The sequence below is a fragment of the uncultured Coprobacter sp. genome, assembly GCF_947855755.1.
Lineage (GTDB): Bacteria > Bacteroidota > Bacteroidia > Bacteroidales > Coprobacteraceae > Coprobacter.
This window is the reverse complement of sequence record NZ_CANUAR010000001.1, coordinates 301,161-321,993: the sequence shown is the minus strand read 5'-3', so window position 1 is coordinate 321,993 and position 20,833 is coordinate 301,161. Positions and strand designations below refer to the sequence as shown.

Sequence of the window (20,833 nt, the reverse complement as noted above, 5' to 3'; positions counted from 1 at the left end):
AAGATTTTACAGACAAAAACATGGATCTGTATTCTTAAATTAATTGGTAGGTCGATGAAGTGGTTGAAAATTCCTTTGTTTGCGATTTTTATGTCCGTAATCAGCAGTTGTAATCACCAACAATCTGCTTATAAGAGTTATGAAGATTATCCGGTTTATTCGGGAGATGATTTGGGAGTAACTGTTGCAGATGGTAAAACTTGTTTTGTATTGTGGACTCCTGTAGCAGAAGCTGTCCAGATCAGGATATATGATAACGGAGAAAATGGAGATCCTGAGAGAATAATCACTATGGATAAAGATGCTGATACAGGAGTGTTTAGAGCGGTTGTCTCTGAGGAACTTTATGGCAAATATTATACTTATCAGATATTAAAAGATAAGAAATGGCTTTCTGAAACACCCGGAATTTGGGCAAAGGCTGTCGGAGTAAATGGCAACAGAGGAGCAATTATACGCATGCAAGATACAGATCCTGAAGGTTGGGATAAGGATATACGGCCACCGTTAAAAAACTTCACGGATATTATTTTATATGAGATGCATTATCGGGATTTCTCGATCGATTCGACATCCGGCATTAAAAATAAGGGTAAATTTCTTGCTCTCACCGAGCGGGGAACTGTGAATCCTGAAGGTCTGAAAACGGGAATAGATCATTTAAAAGAACTGGGTATTACACATGTCCATCTTTTACCCTCTTTCGATTTCGGTTCTATCGATGAAGCAAAGTTATATGAAAATAAATATAATTGGGGGTATGATCCTAAGAATTATAATGTACCGGAAGGATCTTATTCGACAGATCCTTATAAACCTGAAACCCGTATCCGTGAGATGAAGCAGATGATACAAGCTTTGCATAAAAATGGCATTCGGGTAATTATGGACGTAGTATATAATCATACTTACGTAACTGACGGTTCGAATTTTAACTTGACGGTACCCGGTTATTATTACCGGCATAATCCTGACGGCACTTATTCGGATGCTTCGTATTGTGGAAACGAAACGGCTTCAGAAAGAGAAATGGTGCGCCGATATATTATTCAATCTGCTCTGTATTGGGTAAAAGAGTATCATATCGATGGTTTCCGTTTTGATCTGATGGGAATTCACGATCTGGAAACGATGAACATGCTCAGGGATTCTTTAAACCGAATTGATCCTTCCATATTTGTTTACGGTGAAGGCTGGACTGCCGGACCATCTCCTTATCCTCAAGAGTTACGGGCAATGAAAACAAATGCACCTCAAATGCCGGGCATTGCCGTGTTTAATGATGATGTGCGTGATGCAGTAAAAGGTAGTTTTAAGAAAGACGAGAATCGAGGGTTTGCTACGGGAAAATCAGGGTTGGAGGAAAGTGTAAAATTCGGTATTGTTGCTGCTACTCAGCATCCCCAAATCGATTATAGCCAGATAAATTATTCTACATCGCCGTATGCTTTGCATCCGTCGCAATCTATAAATTATGTATCAAGTCATGATGATCTGTGTCTGGTCGATAAACTTATTGTTTCTGCACCGAAAAATACTTCCGAATCCGATTTGCTTCGATATGATAAATTAGCGCAGACTATTATATTTACGTCTCAAGGGATTCCGTTTATGTTTAACGGAGAAGAGGTTTTCAGAAGTAAAAAACTGGTGCATAATTCTTTTGAATCTCCTGATTCTATCAACCAAATTAATTGGGCAAATAAATCGGTATATTATGATTTGTTCGATTATTATAAAAAATTGATCGCTCTTCGAAAAAAACATTCTGCATTTCGTATGGTTACAACAACCGATATACAGTCAAATTTACATTTTGAAGAACATTTGCCGGAAAATGTTATAGCTTATCGGTTGGATGGAAAAGCTGCAGGGGATGTTTGGGACGAAATATTCGTCGCTTTTAATGGCAATAATTCTCCTCAAGAAATTTCTATTCCGGACGGAAATTGGACAATTGTTTGTTTAGATGGAAAAATCGATGAGGCCGGAATATCCTCAATCTCCGGAAATAAAATGAATTTGCCTCGTTCTTCGGCAGTTATATTAAAAAGATAAATTTTTGAATTATAGTGCATTAATTGTTTTATCTCGCCCCAAGAGATAAAATCGGATCGGAATAAAATCATATATATCATTAAAAATAATTACGGATATATTTCAATATTCGATCAGAATCTCTATATTTGTGTAGAATTTGATATAAAATGGCGGACAATCCGAAGCGAGTACTAGATACTTTGCGGGCTCATGTGCAAGAGTTGATGAGACGTTGTAATGTTCTGAAGCGCGAAAAAGAGGAATTGGAAAAACGCATTGAAGAACAGGAAAGTACAATTGCAACCTTGCAGAGGGATTTGGATGAGATGAGTATCAAATATCAGGATTTACTGACTGCAAGAGGGCTGGCTCTCGGTGAGAGTGATATTAAAGCAGCGCGGAACAGATTCGGTAAATTGGTGCGGGAAATCGATAAATGCATCTCTTTATTAAATGAATAGATGCTATGAACGATAAATTTAAAATTCACTTAGAAATAGCCGGGCGCAAATACCCTCTGAATATTAAAAGAGAAGATGAGGAGATCGTGAGGCAAGCGGCTGCATTGGTAAATAAAAAGCTGGCTACTTATAGAGAGCAGTTTGGCAAAGATAAATCGAAATCGATATATGATTTTTTAGCGATGACAGCAATCGATTTATCTCATGCATATCTAAGGCTGAGGGAGACACGGGATGTTGAGATTTTTACCGGAATTGTTCGGGAAATAGATGAGGAGTTGGATAGCTATTTGAACCAGAAGTAGATTTTATTTTTAAAGAGACATATATTCCTGCACTACAACAGGGCATTCCAGCCCTTGATGTAGTGCATTTTTTTAATAATTAAATAAGAACAAATGGAAATTATATCATTGGTAATTACGGGACTCGTTTGTTTGCTGGTGGGTGCGACAGTGGTTTTTGTAATAGGAAAGACCTTGTTGAAGACACGGGCACAATCGATTATAGAAGAAGCTGCAAAGGAAGCTGAAGTAATTAAAAAGAATAAATTGCTTGAAGTAAAAGAAAAGTTTCTACATCTGAAAGCAGATATGGAAAAACAGGCGAACGCACGTAATGCGAAATTGCAGTCTGCAGAAGCTAAAGCAAAGCAACGGGAATTGCAGCTTAATCAACAACAGCAGGAATTGCAACGAAAGAAAGCCGAGTCTGATGCAATACGTGCCAATTTGGACACACAGATAGAAATTGTAGAAAAGAAGAAAGCCGAATTAGAACGTTTACATAAAACAGAAGTAGAACGCTTAGAACATCTTTCGGGGCTTTCGGCAGAGGAAGCGAAGGAGAAGCTTATCGAATCGTTAAAAGAGGAGGCAAAGACTCAGGCGGCGTCTTATATCAATGATATTATGGATGAAGCCAAATTGACAGCAAATAAAGAGGCGAAACGGATTGTAATACAAAGTATTCAGAGGGTAGCGACTGAAACAGCGATAGAGAATTCGGTAACTGTATTCCATATAGATTCAGATGAAATAAAAGGCCGCATTATCGGTCGGGAAGGTCGTAATATTCGGGCTCTGGAGGCTGCGACAGGTGTAGAGATAATTGTAGATGATACTCCCGAAGCGATTGTGTTGTCTGCATTTGACCCTGTTCGTCGAGAGATTGCTCGTTTAGCATTGCATCAATTGGTAACGGACGGACGTATTCATCCTGCCCGTATCGAAGAAGTCGTTGCGAAAGTAAGAAAGCAAATCGAGGAAGAAATTATCGAGACAGGAAAACGCACGGCGATAGATTTAGGTATTCATGGGTTACATCCCGAATTGATCAGATTGGTGGGAAAAATGAAATATCGTTCTTCTTACGGACAAAATTTGTTGCAACACTCTCGGGAAACAGCAAATCTTTGTGCTATAATGGCTTCGGAATTGGGATTGAATCCTAAGAAGGCTAAACGTGCCGGTCTTTTGCACGACATCGGAAAAGTGCCCGATGAAGAACCGGAATTACCGCATGCTTTATTGGGTATGAAATTAGCGGAGAAATATAAAGAGAAACCCGATATTTGCAATGCCATAGGAGCTCATCATGATGAAACGGAAATGACAAGTCTGCTTGCTCCGATCGTGCAGGTTTGTGATGCTATATCGGGAGCACGTCCCGGAGCACGCCGTGAGATTGTAGAAGCATATATCAAACGTCTTAATGATTTGGAACAGTTAGCTCTTTCATATCCGGGAGTTCTGAAAACGTATGCGATACAGGCCGGGCGTGAGTTGCGTGTGATCGTCGGAGCAGATAAGATCGATGATACTGAAACGGAAAACCTGTCAACCGAAATTGCGAAGCGTATTCAAGATGAAATGACCTATCCGGGACAGGTGAAGATTACGGTTATCCGTGAAACTCGTGCGGTAAGCTTTGCCAAATAGGACGAGAGATCGGCTTATCTGCGACAAATAAATAGTTAGGGCTGCAGGCTTCACCAAAATCTATGATTCTGAGTGCAGACTGTGGCTTTTTTTGATAAAACAGATTATATGAATAACACGTCAGATAATAATAACGAAAATACCCCGATATCGAAAAAAAAATGTAGGGCGAATAAGCTTGAGTGCTATGATTGGCTGTCTGATCTGCCGGAATCTCACAGTGAGACGGAGATGGTAGAAGTGCAGTTTAAGAATACGCGTAAAGGGTATTATAAAAACTCCACACATATCCATCTTGAAAAAGGAGATATGGTGGCTGTCGAAGGGAATCCTGGGCATGATATAGGAGAAGTGACTTTAACGGGACGCCTTGTCTTGTTACAGATGAAAAAAAATGGGGTAAAATTGGATAGTCCCGATTTAAAAAGGGTTTATCGTAAAGCTAAACCGAATGATCTGGAAAAATACGAAGAGGCTAAATCCCGTGAACATGACACGATGTTGCGTGCTCGTAAGATTGCAGAAGATTTGAATTTGGATATGAAAATCGGTGATGTTGAGTATCAGGGAGATGGAAATAAGGCCATTTTTTATTACATCGCAGATGATCGTGTCGATTTCCGTCAATTGATAAAAGTGTTGGCTGAGGCTTTTCGGGTACGTATTGAGATGAAACAGATCGGTGCTCGGCAGGAAGCTGGACGCATCGGAGGAATAGGACCTTGTGGACGTCAGCTTTGTTGTTCCTCTTGGATGACTAATTTTGTATCGGTGGCGACAAGTGCAGCCCGTTATCAGGATATATCGTTAAATCCGCAAAAGTTGGCGGGACAGTGTGCCAAGCTGAAATGTTGCTTGAATTTTGAAGTCGATGCTTATGTCGAAGGGCAGAAAAAATTACCGTCTCGGGAAGTTGCTCTCGAAACAAAGGATAATACTTATTATCATTTTAAAACCGATATATTCAAACGGCAAATGACCTATTCTACAAGTAAAGAGATTGCTGCAAATTTGGTAACTGTGGATGCTTCTCGGGTTTTTGAGGTCATTGCATTGAATAAAAAAGGTATAAAACCCGATAAGTTAGAAGTTCTGGACGATCAAGAACCGGTAAAAAAAGATTTTGAGGATGTAGTGGGTCAAGATAGTTTGACTCGTTTTGACAAAAGTAAAAAACGAACGGGTAATAATGGCGGAAATGGTCAGAATCGCCGCCGAAAAAAATCGGGTTTTAAGAAGAATAACGGGAATGATTTTTCCGGAGCTGCTGCAGGGTCAGAGGCTGCTTCTTCCCAAAACGGAGTTCGTGGAAATAATAACCGAAATGGTAGCAACAATAATGGAAAAAACAATAATAATAACCGGACGGGGAGTGTGCCTGAGTAGGGTAGTACTGTTATTCTGTTTACTGATACTGTTTTTTTCGTGTAATACAAATACAAAAGAGGTGTATCATACGTTTAATCACATTCCCGTTCGGGGATGGGATAAACGTGTGATAGAGCGTTTCTCTCCGGTAATTGAAGATACGGTAAGTTTATATGATATAGATTTATCTCTGCGTTATACCAACGATTATAATTATAGAAATTTGTGGCTTTTTATTACCTGTGAGGCAGAAACAGGAGAGGAGTTCACCGATACGTTGAATTGTGTTTTGGCCGATGAATATGGAAAATGGTTCGGTGCGGGTTGGGGAGCTTCTTATCAGCAGACGATTTCTTATAAGACCGGTTTTAGCTTTCCCCGTAAGGGAAGATATTCTATTTCTGTTCAACAGGGAATGCGCGATGACGTAATTCCCGGAATTACAGAAGTTGGTATAAAAATAACTCCTAAAATATCCATTACCGGAGAATGAATTTAATAAGCCCGGACACACTCATTCTCGATGTCATAGGCGCAAGCATAACGGATTAGCAAATCTGTCGTTAGCTTTACGGCATTTTCTATGCCTTCTTCACCGGAATACCCGTTGATAATAATTAGTATTTGTGTCGTATCGAGAGAAAGTTTTGTCCTTTCTTCATCACTTGTCGGTGTACCGATAGGCCCTGTTGCATCTCTATATACAGGAAGGTTTTCTATATTCAATGTGCCCCGTCCTATTGCATGAAACAGATCGTTTTCCTTACCGACACCTAAAGTCAGAAAGTTCCCGTCTATTTTATCGACATCGAAACCTCCTATAGAGTATCCGCTACGGATAGATACCAAATTGATAAGATCTACTAATGTCGAGATGTTATATAATCCCATTCCCTTTGTCAGCCGACGGCATAAAGCTTCGGCCGAAGGACGATAACGATTCGGGTCTTTCCCTAAGTTTTTATATACTTTCCGTGTTGCCAGTATTGTCTCCCGTTTATTGATCGTTTCTAAAGGGTATTCTTGTCGAATTTGAATTATTTCCTCTTCAATTTCTTTCCAGAGAAATTCATTATGTAAACTGTTTTTTACTTGAGCATAGACAAGTCCGGCGGTAAAACGAGGGCATGTTTGTTTGATAGTATCTGAGATAGAAAGTTGTATTTTCATTTGTTTGTATTGAAAATTCGGAGACAAAAATACAAATTCGTATTCTTATATATAAGAATCGTTTTAAATTTTATGGAAATGTTTTTTGACTTATTGTTTTTTGTTAACTTTATCGTCATATAGATAAATCTTTATTCGATTTCAATTTTACAATACATACATAACTATGAAAGCATCTCGTACAATAAGTTTATTAATGTTCTTATGTTGTTGCGTTTTATTACGAGCCGAAGATGAGATTCCGTTGAGGCTGGGTATTGTCGGTCTTTCTCATTCCCATTTGCATGAAGTATTGGTCAGGCTCGATAGGGGAGATTTCCAAATTGTCGGAGTTGCAGAAAAAGATGCTGCTCTTAGAGAAAAAACTCCGTTACGTAAAAAGGTAAATCCTTCTCTTTTTTATGAAAATTTAGAGGAAATGCTCGATAAATCACAACCTGAAGCTGTTATTGTATATGAGCCTATTTATGATCATCTGCGGGTTGTTGAAGCATGTGCTCCGAGGGGGATACATGTTATGGTAGAAAAACCTCTTGCTGTAAATATGAGACATGCCAACCGTATGGCGGAACTTGCACGAGAAAATGACATATTATTGTTAACCAACTATGAAACGACATGGTATGATACGAATCATGAGGCCTATCGTTTGATAAAGGAAGATGGACTTATCGGAGATATAACTCGTATGGAAATTTACGATGGGCATCAAGGTCCGGTCGAGATTAAATGTAGTGAGGAATTTCTTCGATGGCTGACAGATCCAGTGTTGAACGGAGGCGGTGCGGTAACCGATTTCGGGTGTTATGGGGCAAATTTGGCTACATGGTTTTTTAACAACCAGAAACCGATCAGTGTGTATGCGGTCTTGAAGCAGCAAAAACCGCATATATATCCCAAAGTTGACGACGATGCGACGATTGTTCTTGAATATCCTTCGGCGACTGTTCAAATTATGGGCTCATGGAACTGGCCGATGAATAGGAAAGATATGCATATCTATGGTTCACAAGGATATGTTTATCAAGATACGCCTGTCAAGATGCGGGTTTATACAGATAGAAAGGAAAATTCTGTCGTTGCTCCTCGATTGAAGACTCCGTATAATGATCCGTTTTATTTTCTGAAAGCTGCGGTACGGAAAGAAATACAAATTTCTCCGCAAGACTTATCTTCATTAGAGAACAATCTGATCGTTGTAGAAATACTCGAGTCTGCCGTGAAAAGTGCGGAAAGAGGCAAGGTGATCCGTCTGAAAAAATAAGTTTTTTGAGAGGAATATTATTAAATTATAAAATAGAGCTTAGCCGAGATTAGACGACAGGCTCTGCAATTATTATTAATCATAAAAAATTTGAACTATGAAAGATGTTTCTTTTTCCCAAAGTATGATGTTTCGTAAATCTTGGGATTTTATGAAAAAACAAGGAGTTACTATGGTTGGCTTGTATTTAGCCTTTATGGTCGTGTCTGTGTTTTTGAGTCTTATCTCGGGAGAGAATGTTACTTCGGGGCGTTATATCTTGGGAAATTTGCTGGCTGCGATATTATCTTGGGGATTTGGAATGGGGTTTGGCAAATTAATCTTGAACATTCTCGACGGAATGGAACCGAAAATGAGCGTATTCCTCTCTATTTGGTCTCGGGCATGGACTTATTTGAAGTTAGAGATCTTGATTTTATCGGTTATTGTCGTTTTTGGACTGATTGCTTTTATTGTTGCTGATTTTGCGGTAAAAGTTCCATTTGCGATTTCAGGTTTCATACCTTTACTCGGTTATCTTATTTTAGCGGTTTTGATTATTCTGTTATGTTGGATTATGATTCGCATCTCTTTTGCGGGGATGATTATACTCGATACGGAGTTAGGGTGTAGGGCGGCCGTAAAAAGAAGCTGGCAGATAACGAAAGGTTATGTATGGCAACTTGTATTGTTGTATTTGTTGATATTATTATTGAATATATTGGGATTGCTTGCATTGATCGTAGGAGTATTTTTTACTATAGTCATGAGTTTGTTTATAAGTACGATTGCTTACAGAGTGCTTTGGGCGCTTTACCGGGAAAACGAAAATATTATGGACGAGGTCTCTACAGTGAGCCATAATAATGAAGAATCTGATGAATAAGAGTCTGTTTAAATTTTACACGGGTCAGATTTGAGAGTTTCTTCCGAGGATGTTTTTCTGATTTTATGAGGAAGATAGCAGGCTATCTGACGAGGGAAAACGGGAAGAAAGACCGGAAGAAAGCGCAAAAATGACCTGATAGTATTTTTCTATTGGAAAATTTAAACAGGCTCTAAATAAGAATTCATTTCTTCGGGCCTAAAAATAAAAGCATTACCCGATAGATTTCCTTTTAGGGTCTATCGGGTAATGCTTTTTCATTTTTTATGATTACTCTTTTGAAGAGTACTGGTTGCTTCGATATAAATTTTGTATGTCCCGATTTTTCTCAAAAAATAAGGAAATAAATAGTAAGGAGTCGTTTCTCTTCAAAAAAGGTTAGAGTATTACTAAATGGAGAAAAGTTATCACCGGGTCACAGGGGTTTTCTTTTAGAGGCATTTCTCTGTTTTTATGAAAAATCGATGATAAAAACTTTTTAAATATATATTATTATACAGTATTGATTATTAGCTAATTATTTACTTTACAAGTAATATTTCCGGTTTTTTTCAATAAAGTTGACGTAAAAAAAATTGAAAGTAGCTGACGTTTTTTAAGTCACCTATTTGTCTATTAAGTGTTTTGAGAAATATAATAATAGTTTTAAATCTAAATACCGGAAATATTTATGAAAAAATAATTACTAAAAAAACTTTTCGTATTGATCGTAGTGTGTAATAAATTTCTGATGCCAGTCTTTTAGTCTTAATGAAAAAACTAAAATCAATCAAACTATATTTATGAGAAATAACTATTTTGCTAAACTAAGAGCTGCTTTGCTGATCTCTGTTGCTTTGTTGCAGGGAATGTCCTTGTATGCAGGTACGGGAGATGCAAGAACTGAAACAAAAAGTTCTGCCGAGAGCGGAGTTGCTCAGAAAAGGATCACTGTAAAAGGGGTCGTAACAGATGAAAAAGGAGAACCGCTGATCGGTGTTAGTATTGCTTTGAAGAATTCTACTCAGGGAACGATGTCTGATATGGATGGGAAATACAGCATTTCTACAGACATTGAAAATCCGACCTTGATTTTCTCTTATGTAGGTTATACTCCGCAAACTATTGTTGTCGGTGGAAAGAAAGAGATAAATGTCGTTCTTAAAGAAGAAAGTCATGCTCTCAATGAAGTCGTAGTAACAGCTATGGGTATCTTGCGTAAAGAGAAATCTTTGACTTACGCTACGCAACAGATTAAAAGTGACGACCTGAACAGAGTGCAAGATCCGAATGTCGCTAACTCTATCGAAGGAAAAGTTTCGGGTGTCGTTATTACTCCAAGTGCCGGTGGTGCCGGTGGTGCTTCGAAAATTATTCTTCGTGGTAACAAGTCGGTTTTTGGTTCCAGTACTCCCTTGATTGTTGTCGATGGTGTTCCCATGACCAATAATATTCGTGGGCAGATGACCGATCTCACGACCATGACGAGTTCGGGCGTAGGGGAAGGTTCTGATCCGCTTTCTATGATCAATCCCGATGATATAGAGTCTATTAATGTGTTGAAGGGGGCTAATGCTGCCGCTCTTTACGGATCGGCTGCCGCTAATGGAGTCGTGATGATAACGACAAAGAGAGGTAAGGAAGGTAAACTTGCTATTAATTTTTCTTCAAATCTTACTTTCGATACACCTCTATTGACACCGAAAATTCAAAATATTTATGGTGCGGAGGTAACGTCCTCGAGTATCGGAGATCAGCTTGCTGTAGATAGCTGGGGAGATAAAGTTTCGGCACGCAGTGCAGATAATTTGGTGATCAATGTCCCATTGGATGGAGACCAGTTCGGAGCAGACCGTACACATGAAGTATATCTGCGTAATAGTGCAGGTAACGACCTTGACGATTTTTACCGTACCGGTCTTACTGCCAACAACTCGATTGCATTGTCAGGTGGTACGGATAAGATTCAAACCTATTTTTCTTTTGGTAATTCTCACTCTAAAGGAATGCTTGAAAGCAACTCTTACAATCGTAACTCTTTTGCATTCCGTCAAAGTTATGAATTTTTTAAACGCCTCCATTTCGACATGTCTATGAATTATGTACAAACTGTGACCCGTAATCGTCCCGGTGGCGGTACGACCGGTAATCCGATTTATCACATGTACATGATGCCGCGTAATATCGATATCGGTTATTATCGTAATAATTATGCCATAGACGGAACATGGAATAGTAATGTAAGATCTATTTATGTACTTGACCAAGGTCAGTATGTGTTGACCCCAACTCGTGTAGCGCTTTCCGGCCCTATGCAAAACTGGGCGTATATGGAAGCCAGACAAAATAATCCTTATTGGTTGTTGAATCAGAATCGTAACAAAGTGAACGAAGACCGTTTCTATGGTACGATAACCGGTCGCGCCGATATTTATGACGGATTGAGTTTTCAGGCACGTGTCAGCATCGATCACACTAAATATAAGAAAGACAGTCGTCGTTATGCAACGACATTCCTTCCTTCAAACATGGATGATTACGGAAATTATTGGAAAGACATTGAAACGGCAAATGAGATCTATACCGACTATTTGTTGAGTTACAATAAGACTTTCGGAGATTTTTCCGTGTCGGCTACTGCCGGTTGGGTCGGACACTTGCGTGAAACGGAGACTCAAAAGACCGATGTGGTGGCTACCTATATAGATCCGAATAATCAAATGCTTTCGACACGTGTTAATTTGTTTCAGACAAATGCCGGAGGAACATCTGCCACCAAGACTACTAAGTTGACAGATTGGGATAAAGCCGCACTTATTACAGCTCAATTGGGTTGGCAGGAAAAAGTATATATCGACGGATCTTATCGTCGCGATTGGTATCGTGCTTATAAACAATTTTCTGATCGTGGGACACCTGATAACTACGGTTATTTCGGCGTAGGGGCTAATGCTATTGTCAGCTCGCTTGTCGAATTGCCTGATTGGTTCAGTTATTTGAAGTATCGCCTTTCTTATTCAGAAGTAGGAAACTCTATTCCTAATCAGGTTTATGCAAAAGGAACAGAAGATCTTAAAACCGGAGTTATCTCACCGAGTGCATACGCTCGTTTTGCTAATCCGTTACCCGAAAAGACAAAATCTGTTGAGACCGGTGTCGAAATGATGTTTTTAGATAACCGTCTCAATTTAGACCTTACCTATTATAACTCTAAGATGCAAGATCTTTATATGATAGCGACGAATGCGTCCGGTTTGTCTGAACCTGTAAACTCCGGTAAAGTTCGCAATCAGGGAATCGAAGCTACGGTCGGGTATAATTTCCGTTTCGGGAAAAACTGGTCTTGGAAAACTTCTTATAACGTATCATTCAATGATAATAAGATTCTCGAAACCTCATACGAAGAGGATGGTAGTGAAAAACTCATTTATAACGATTTGATGGGAGTTCGTGTACGTTACCGTAAGGGTGGTTCTATCGGAGATATGTATGTGACGGATTTTAAACGCGATGAAAATGGACATTATGTTCTCGATTCTGAAGGTAAACCACAATTGGAAACTGAGGCGAACAAGCAGTATGGAGTTTATGCCGGTAATATGAATTCGAAATGGCAAATGGGTTGGAGCAATACCATTCGCTATAAAGATTTCTCTCTGTTCTTCCTGATCAACGGCCGTATTGGAGGTAAAGTAATTTCGTTTACTGAAGCTTATCTCGATGGAGCAGGTTTGTCTGAACGTACGGCAGAAGCTCGTCAATATGCAGAACAACATAATCTTATAGCTTCTGATTATGGCTCGCAGTTGGGTATGTATCTGCCCGATGGCAGTAATCGTGTCGTACCGATCTCGTCTTATTATAAAGGTACAGGAGGTGCATCGCCTGCTTCTTCACAATATATTTATAATGGTACCAATTTCCGCTTGCGTGAGCTTTCTTTGGGTTACACGTTCCGTAATCTGATCGGTGAAAATAAGAATTTGACTCTTTCGTTCATTGCTCGTAACCTGTTCTTTATTTACAAAGATAGTCCGGTAGATCCCGATGTATCGCTTTCTACAGCTAACGGGGCTGGAGCATTTGAGATGTTCAATATGCCGTCGTCACGATCATTCGGATTCTCTTTGAATGTTAATTTCTAATCATAAAGCAGTATATCTTATGAAAAAAATCAAAATATTTTTCACGCTTTTAGGATCGGTTGCTCTACTTGGCTTTCAATCATGTCTGGATTATGATATCCCGACAGATGATTTCGACCAGACAGAAATAAAGGTGGATGATACGATCTACCATGGAGCAGCAGACAGTATCGATTATATGAAGTCTATTTCGGAAGAGGGATTAGATGCTGCGATTCAGGCATTGAACACCTCTTTCAGGCAGGCTCGCGGTGGAATATACGCTATGCGAGGTGGAAAAGAAGGCCAGATGCCTGGAGCACACTCTTATCAACGGCAATTTTCTTTAGGTCCGGATAATTATGCACAATTCTCGGTTGTTCCACATTCCGATTTTATGTACGGAGAGTTGAGACATATTTATGCTGTAAGTCCCGATTTCAACCCGGGTCCGTTCTCCTGTTATGAGATTTCCAAGAATGTATTTGTACCTCTGTTAAACCGTCCGGAAATCGACTCTATTCCCGAAATGAAAGCGATTTTTCTGCTTTTATTCAATTATGCTTCTCAGGAAATCGCCGATTTGTACGGACCGTTTCCGTATGTCGATTTCAAGGCGAACAAACAGAGCTCTCCGTTTACATATAATGATTTGCGAACTATTTATGTGAATATCAAGGCAAATGTAGATACTGTTCTCAAATGTCTTCACTATTTCGATCAGAAACCGGAATGGTATAAATCGAAAGTCAAAGGCCAGATGAGCCAGCATTTGTCTGATTTATCTATGATGAAAGCGACCAATGTCGAGACATGGATTCGTTTTGCCAATTCGTTTAAGTTGCGTATGGCGATGCACATTGTCAAAGTCGATAAAACTATGGCAAAAGAATGGGCAGAAGAGGCAGTGCGTGATGGTGTGATCGAGAGTACGGATGATGAGATCGGTTTGCGTCCTATGTATTTAGGAATGACTCATCCGCTTTTGGAGATTACCAATACTTGGGGAGATTCCCGCTTGAGCGCATCGTTCGAAAGTTTGCTTAAAAGTCTGAATCACCCTTATGCCGACTATGTGTTCGAAAAGAATGGAAATGCTTTTGTAAATAAGACGACAGGAGAAGCGACTCCGGCTAATACACGTATTATCGGTATGCGGGAAGGGGTTACTCCGGGAACAGGTCAGGCGGCAGGCTCTAATCCTTATAGCGGATGCAGTAAATTGAGCGCGCAAGTATTTGCAGGATATGCTCCACCTCTTTATTTGATGAAAATGTCGGAAGTGGACTTCTTGCGTGCAGAAGGACATCTTTACGGTTGGGATATGGGTGGATCGGAATCGTTTTTCTATAATCGAGGCCTTGACAACGCCTATCTCGAAGACCGGGATATGAAAATGGCATCGACTTATGTTACTCGTCTCGATGAATACAAAAATCTCGAAACTCCTGTTGCCTATACTTATATCGACCCGCAAGGTATTGTAAATAATGAACCGAGTGTTACCCAAATCGGGGTAAAGTGGAATGATGGAGATACTCCTGAGGTTAAACTCGAAAAAATCATTACTCAGAAATACATCGCTGCATATCCGTACAGTTATGAACCGTGGGTGGATATGCGCCGTACCGGCTATCCTAAAGTGTTCCCGGTTATAAATCCGGGTAACGGAGATGGTTCTTTATCTGATGGTGATTTGATTCGCCGTATGCCTTTCCCGAATACCGATGATGCTTCTATTCGGGATATTCAGACTACCGGTCTTAAAGCGCTGGGTGGTGCTGATCTTCAGGCTACGCGCTTATGGTGGGATATAGACCAGCCTAACTTTTAATAATATGAGAAAACAGGAATAGTATTTCGGCATTGTGCCGAAATACTATTCATTAACCAGAAACCTAATTTTAAATTATTTGCTTATGAAAAAGAGACACTTGATTATCGGTGCTATGGTATGTTGCGCTGTTATGGGCACACCGGGCACAGCTATGTCGCAGATGTCGGAAACTACAACGAGTGAGGTGTATGATTTTTCCGGATTTGTGGATGTAGATTTAATGGAACTGTTCTATAATGCTTTGCAGGAGGGACGTAATTATCCGACAGAAGAAGAATTTGCTGCCAAGGGTATCCTTCCTTCCGATATTGCATTTATTCGTTCGCACGTACGTAAAGCTCAGATTATAGACCGTGCTAATCGCCTTCTTCCCGATACCTATGAAAAACGGGATCTTTGGATGAATATTCCGATGAGTACGGGTAAAGATGGAGCTGTAGGTCAGCCTACAACTAATTTTGCGGATGATGTATTCTCTATGTGGAACTATACTAATCTGTTCGGATCTTGGAATCATAGTTTCTTTACTGCTCCCGGTGCGTGGGTTGATGCTGCACACAAGAACGGAACCAATATCATGAGCGGTATTAAATTTTTCGAAAGCTGGGGAACTACTTCTGGAGAATGGAATAGAATAATCAGCGAAAAAAATACTGACGGCACGTTTAAGTATGTGAAACCGATGATCAATTGTTTGATGTATTTCGGTGCAGACGGTATCAACTATAACTGGGAAGATACCGGATATACGAGTGAAACTACGATTGCTTTCAATAAGGCATTGTATAAAGAAGCCGCTGCTTGTGGTTTTGATAATTTCCATTTGGGATTATATACGGCAATGTCCTCTATTTTAGGTAATCCGAATGCTCTGTTTGGTGATGAAACCGGACGTACTGCTCATACGATGTTGAATTATGCAGCTTCGGATTTTTCTTATAATATGGGAGCTTCTGTACGTAAAGCGGAAGAAGTTATGGGTACGTCTGAGGGACTTTATGCAGGCGTATGGATCGTAAGTATGGATCGTGGCTGGTCTCGATTGAATGCTACTCCGGATGATAAGAAGTGTAGTATTTGTCTTTGGGGCGAACATAATGCAAGCCGTTTTTGGACTTATAATTCGGGAGCAGATGCTTATGAAGCACAAAGCAATTATCAATCCTTGCTCGAACGGGCTTTTTCAGGAGGTAACCGCAATCCGTTAAATCGTCCTGAAATAAGTGATACAGGAAACAATTGGGAAAAACAAGGAGATAAATTACCTCTTTCTACATTTGCCGGTTTGGCAACGTGGATTCCTGAACGTTCGGCTATTCAAGGAAACCTGCCTTTTGCTACTTATTTTAATTTAGGTAACGGTGATCGTTATAATTATAAAGGGAAGAAAACTGCCGGTGCATGGTATAATATGGCTAACCAGGATCGTGTGCCGACCTACCGTTGGTTGGTAACTGAGCCGGGAACTCTGACGGCAAGTGATAAAATTCAACCTGAATTTTCTCATGACGATTCTTATACCGGAGGTTCTTGTTTGAAGTTGACAGGAGAAGCTACTTCTACAGGTACGGATATCGTTCTCTTCCAGACAGCCCTTACGTCAAGTGCATCGGGAGCTTATGCCAATATTGCTGTAAAAAGCGGTAAAGACGGCAATAATGCAACCAACTTATATGTTATTTTGAAAAAGCAAGACGGAACATGGTTAGAATTCCCGGTAGGTGAGACGACCGGTAAAACTTGGCAGGAAAAGAAAATCTCGCTTTCCGGAATCAATCAAGGTGATGTTATCGAACGCATCGGTTTGCGAGTAAAAGGTTCGGACGATAATTATAAACTTTATGTAGGAAAATTAGAAATTAACGATAATGTTAAGGCTGTACCGGCCAACGTACAGGATGTGGTTGTAGAAGTAAAAGAAGAAACAAAGACATCTCTTTCTATTAAAGCAAACTGGAAGTTGGATAGAGCTGCAGAAGATCGTGCTGCTTGGGATTTGTTATTTAATGATGAGGCTAATGTCGATCATTTCGAAATTCTTTATAAGAACGGTGAAGAGGGTCGTATTTCAGAAATAGCTCGCACTACGCAATGGGCTGTTTATGTTGGCGATATTATTTTCGAAGATGCCGATGATCAACCGTTTATCGGAGTACGTGCGGTTTCTACCGATTTGAAAACCTATTCTCCGATAGAATGGGTAGAAGTGGCTCGTGCAGATCAAGATGCTTTGCCTGTCAGAAATGATGATTCTTATGGTATCAGTCAAATGGACCCGAATTGTGAGGGAGCTGATATTGCACGTCAACAACGTTATGTAACCGATTTCACTACAGTCGGAGCTACTCAGAATATTGAGTATCATGCCAATGGTCCTCAGACTGACGGAACACAGTATGTGAATGCTACTGATAAAGTTTTGAAGGTAGAACAAGGTCAGGAAGTTACTCTTACAATCAAATGTGCAGATTTTTCTGACGGTTTGAAATATTGCTTTGCCGGTGGTTGGATGGATTTGGATGGAAGCGGAACTTTCAATCCTGATCCGATCGATGAAAACCCTGCTCAAGGTGAACGTCTGTTCCGTTTGGGTAAGTTGCGTGATCAAACTCCTGAATTCCAGACAACGGGTATTACTCATAAGTTTACTGTACCTGTTGATGCTCGTCCGGGTAAGAGTCGTTTGCGTATCGTATTCTCAGATGCATGGTTCGAAGGTTCGTTCTTGCCGACAGGGCTGCATGCTAAAGGGTTCTCAATCGATTTTGGAGTAGAAATTTCAGGTGATAATGAACCTCGTCCTGCTCCGGCAGATAATCATGACCAAGGTACTCCTGAAGAACCGGAAGGTCTCGATCAGACTCCGGAAGGTATCAATAACGTTAATAGCGAGGTATCGAGCTTCTATGTTGCCGATAATGTTATTAATTTTGTAAATGTTGATAAGGCTTGGATTTACAGTGTTGACGGTGGTTTAGTTAAGTATCTGACCAATCCCGATAAATATAGTGTGGCTGATTTTGCAAACGGAGCTTATATCGTTCGTATGCAATACGGTAAAGTTATCCGTTCCGGTAAATTCGTGAAATAAGTAAGATTTGTAAAAAGTTGGAGTGCCCTTCCGAAACTAAATCGGAAGGGCATTTTTTTTGTCAAAGTGGAGTTGTTTGAATTGGGTGTTTAGCTCGAATGATCTGGTTACTTTGAGTAGGAGTCGAAAGAATATACGACAGGTTATAAAACTCTCCGATTTAGTACCGTATTCGTTGACCTCTTTTGACAAAATAATCTCTATGGCAATACTCCTGAATTCTTTTTCCTTCGTAATTCAGGAAGAGACGCTTTTTGAGAATGTTCCGGATGATAGGTAATAGATCTTTATTATCAGCGACTCATTTCCGTGAGAATTTGTATGATCATTACAATAATCATGATAGAGATGTAGTCTTGCAGATTTTCGCGAAGTTTTATCTCTGTACGCATTTTATAACGCTCTACCGATTTTACCGATATACCTAAGGCTTCAGCAATTTCACGGTAGTTTTTGTTTTCGAACCGGCTCATTATGAATACTTGTTGGTATTCAAAAGGCAAGGTTTTCAGAGTTTCGATCATCAGAGATTTGAGCTCGGAAAAAAGAACGACTTCCTCTAAATCGTTACAGCCGATCTCGAACGGGTTTGTCATCTTCCCTTGTATATAATTTTGTTCTATTCGGTTTCTTTGCAAATAATTCAGGCAGAAGTTCCGGGTCATGGTAATCAGGTAATTCTTTGCAGAAGTTTCGATATTTATTCTGTGGCGGTTTTCCCATAAAGATGTAAAAACATCTTGAACCACATCTTCAACAACCTCTTCCGATTCGATATAACGGCGGCCGAATATACATAAGGATGGGTAATAAGATTCGAACAGTAACTTGAACGCTTTTTGACTGTTTTTTTCCGATATTTCTATTAATAGTTCATCAGCCTGCATCTTTCCTCTGTAAACTTAATTTGAATTATGCCGTTATTTTGTAAAAGCATTTCTAAAAATTGAAGTATCTGTCTATTTTCGGTGTAGAATTTGTACACAAAATCAGCTATCTTTATGTTTTTTTGAGCCGGATCAAATTGAAGATTTACAATTATGAGAGCCAATAGTTGTCTGGATTAAACTACCCATCTATAAAATTTTAAATAGAATAACTTTAAATCACCGGTTTCATCTTTGATTAATTATCGTTAATATCCGACTGAAATATAAAAGATAAACTTTACAAAGAACTTTTGGGAGTAACTCCGTTTTTGTGTTGCATGTCGAAAATATGATGCCAATCAATTTTATATTATATCCAAAAGTAATAAATCATTGTAACCCGATTTATAAACACCAAAATAATTTTGTCATATTGAAAAATCAAAGGCTAAATAAGTATAAAAAAATGGAATATACAAGGATTAATCTGTTTTTATTTTTTTGAAAAACGCTTTTTTATTTAATTGTTTTTGATGTTTTTCCTTTCACTCTTTTTATCCAAAAATCGTTCAGGTAGATATATAATATTATAAAAGCCTACAAAATCAGCTTTTTATAAAAAACTGTAGGTGTAGCTGTCTGTTTTTGCTGGAGCAGTTTGTCTATTAAACGAATTATGCAAAAACAGACATGGAAAAGATTTCAGAAAATATAAAACCCCAACCTCAAAAAGTCTTCGATTATTATAGCGGGAAGCTCGACCCTGAGGAAGGGAAAAAAATAGAAAAACAGCTTTCGGAGGAAAATGCTGCACTATTAGCTTCAGTAAAGAAGCTGTTAGCTTTAGATAAACAAATGAATGAGTTGTCAGAAATTGATACTCGTAAGGCATATAAAAAAGTATCGTCTCGTATAAATGCTAATAGACGTTCTCGTATATTCGAGATATTCAGTCGTGTGGCGGCGGTTATTGTTCTTCCGCTCATCGGGCTGACCGGAATTTTGGGTTATATGCAAATTAAGGATACATTCGCAGATACTACTTATGTCGAAGTGAATGCAGCTCCGGGAACGATTTCTAAATATCAGTTGCCTGATAAATCGTATGTCTGGCTTAATTCGGGAAGTTGGTTGCGTTATCCGACCCGTTTTAATGAAAAATCCCGAAGCGTAGAAATACGAGGAGAGGCTTATTTTGAGGTAGAGTCGGACAAGAAACATCCGTTTTATGTAAACACTCCCGGTGGATTGAGCGTTCGAGTTACGGGAACGAAGTTTAATGTGAATGCTTATGACGATGAGCGTACGATCGAGGTCGTATTGGAAGAAGGACGGGTAAGTGTTGAAAATGCAGCCGGCAATGTTAATACGGCTCTTAGACCCGGAGAGTGTTTCTATTATGACCGCCAAGATAAGAATACGTATGTGAAGTCTATCGAAACTTATGAAAAAACAGCATGGAAAGATGGAAAAGTCGTTTTCAGAAATGCCTCGTTGGATAAAATATTCAAGTTCCTTTCTCGCCGTTATAATGTAGATATTCATTTCGTAAATAAAAAGAATACCGAGTATAATTACCGTGCAACATTTACCGGAGAAGATATTTTTCAAATCTTGGATTATTTGAGCATGACTGCTCCTATAAAATGGGAGGTTGCCACTCCTACCCAGAATTGCGATACGACACTTTCTCGAAAGCGAATCAATATATACCTTGAATAAAGTGATAAATAATAATAGAAGTTGAAAATTTAAAATTTGTATGCCTATGAAATCTTGAGAAACACAACAGCAAAGCTCTTGAAAATCAGAGCAGGCCATTATT

The 20,833-nt window shown here is 39.3% G+C and carries 14 protein-coding genes; 12 read left to right on the top strand and 2 right to left on the bottom strand.

Annotated elements, in window-relative coordinates:
- Positions 1-54: 54 nt before the first annotated feature.
- The 6 genes from pulA to Q0093_RS01115 all read left to right on the top strand — a co-directional run bounded on the left by pulA (position 55) and on the right by Q0093_RS01115 (position 6,302).
- Positions 55-2,058, top strand: coding sequence for a type I pullulanase (gene pulA, locus Q0093_RS01140; RefSeq protein ID WP_297928150.1), 2,004 nt, complete (start codon positions 55-57; stop codon positions 2,056-2,058).
- A gap of 149 nt (positions 2,059-2,207) precedes the next feature.
- The gene (locus Q0093_RS01135) at positions 2,208-2,501 is read left to right on the top strand and encodes a hypothetical protein (RefSeq protein ID WP_294175802.1); all 294 of its coding nucleotides are present in this window, start codon (positions 2,208-2,210) and stop codon (positions 2,499-2,501) included.
- A gap of 5 nt (positions 2,502-2,506) precedes the next feature.
- A complete protein-coding gene (locus tag Q0093_RS01130) occupies positions 2,507-2,806 on the top strand; it encodes a cell division protein ZapA (protein WP_294175803.1) in 300 nt (99 codons plus the stop codon).
- A gap of 99 nt (positions 2,807-2,905) precedes the next feature.
- Positions 2,906-4,441, top strand: coding sequence for a ribonuclease Y (rny, locus tag Q0093_RS01125; protein ID WP_294175835.1), 1,536 nt, complete (start codon positions 2,906-2,908; stop codon positions 4,439-4,441).
- A 108-nt stretch (positions 4,442-4,549) separates the two neighbouring features.
- Positions 4,550-5,827 (top strand): regulatory iron-sulfur-containing complex subunit RicT, encoded by a 1,278-nt coding sequence (locus Q0093_RS01120; protein WP_294175804.1) that lies wholly within the window; start codon positions 4,550-4,552, stop codon positions 5,825-5,827.
- The gene (locus Q0093_RS01115) at positions 5,766-6,302 is read left to right on the top strand and encodes a gliding motility lipoprotein GldH (protein WP_297928149.1); all 537 of its coding nucleotides are present in this window, start codon (positions 5,766-5,768) and stop codon (positions 6,300-6,302) included. The genes Q0093_RS01120 and Q0093_RS01115 overlap by 62 nt, the downstream gene beginning before the upstream one ends.
- A 2-nt stretch (positions 6,303-6,304) precedes the next feature.
- Here the strand turns inward: Q0093_RS01115 and Q0093_RS01110 are convergent, their stop codons facing one another.
- Positions 6,305-6,979 carry a phenylalanine--tRNA ligase beta subunit-related protein gene (locus Q0093_RS01110; RefSeq protein ID WP_297928148.1) on the bottom strand — a complete coding sequence of 225 codons (675 nt, stop codon included), beginning with the start codon at positions 6,977-6,979 and terminating at the stop codon, positions 6,305-6,307.
- 166 nt (positions 6,980-7,145) lie between these two features.
- Between Q0093_RS01110 and Q0093_RS01105 the strand changes: the two genes are divergently transcribed.
- From Q0093_RS01105 to Q0093_RS01085, 5 genes are all read left to right on the top strand, one after another.
- Positions 7,146-8,243 carry a Gfo/Idh/MocA family oxidoreductase gene (locus Q0093_RS01105; protein WP_297928147.1) on the top strand — a complete coding sequence of 366 codons (1,098 nt, stop codon included), beginning with the start codon at positions 7,146-7,148 and terminating at the stop codon, positions 8,241-8,243.
- Positions 8,244-8,340: 97 nt separating this feature from the next.
- Positions 8,341-9,108, top strand: coding sequence for a hypothetical protein (locus Q0093_RS01100; protein WP_297928146.1), 768 nt, complete (start codon positions 8,341-8,343; stop codon positions 9,106-9,108).
- A gap of 782 nt (positions 9,109-9,890) precedes the next feature.
- Positions 9,891-13,232, top strand: a complete 3,342-nt coding sequence (locus Q0093_RS01095; RefSeq protein ID WP_294175811.1) for a SusC/RagA family TonB-linked outer membrane protein — start codon at positions 9,891-9,893, stop codon at positions 13,230-13,232.
- A gap of 19 nt (positions 13,233-13,251) precedes the next feature.
- A complete protein-coding gene (locus Q0093_RS01090) occupies positions 13,252-15,045 on the top strand; it encodes a SusD/RagB family nutrient-binding outer membrane lipoprotein (protein WP_297928145.1) in 1,794 nt (597 codons plus the stop codon).
- A gap of 85 nt (positions 15,046-15,130) precedes the next feature.
- The gene (locus tag Q0093_RS01085; protein WP_297928144.1) at positions 15,131-18,139 is read left to right on the top strand and encodes an endo-beta-N-acetylglucosaminidase; all 3,009 of its coding nucleotides are present in this window, start codon (positions 15,131-15,133) and stop codon (positions 18,137-18,139) included.
- 293 nt (positions 18,140-18,432) lie between these two features.
- Here the strand turns inward: Q0093_RS01085 and Q0093_RS01080 are convergent, their stop codons facing one another.
- Positions 18,433-19,026 (bottom strand): RNA polymerase sigma-70 factor, encoded by a 594-nt coding sequence (locus tag Q0093_RS01080; RefSeq protein ID WP_294175816.1) that lies wholly within the window; start codon positions 19,024-19,026, stop codon positions 18,433-18,435.
- A 672-nt stretch (positions 19,027-19,698) separates the two neighbouring features.
- On the opposite strand from Q0093_RS01080, the gene Q0093_RS01075 reads away from it, so the two are divergent.
- Entirely contained in the window at positions 19,699-20,730 is a 1,032-nt protein-coding gene (locus Q0093_RS01075) for a FecR family protein (RefSeq protein ID WP_297928143.1), read from the top strand.
- The last annotated feature ends 103 nt before the right edge of the window (positions 20,731-20,833 follow it).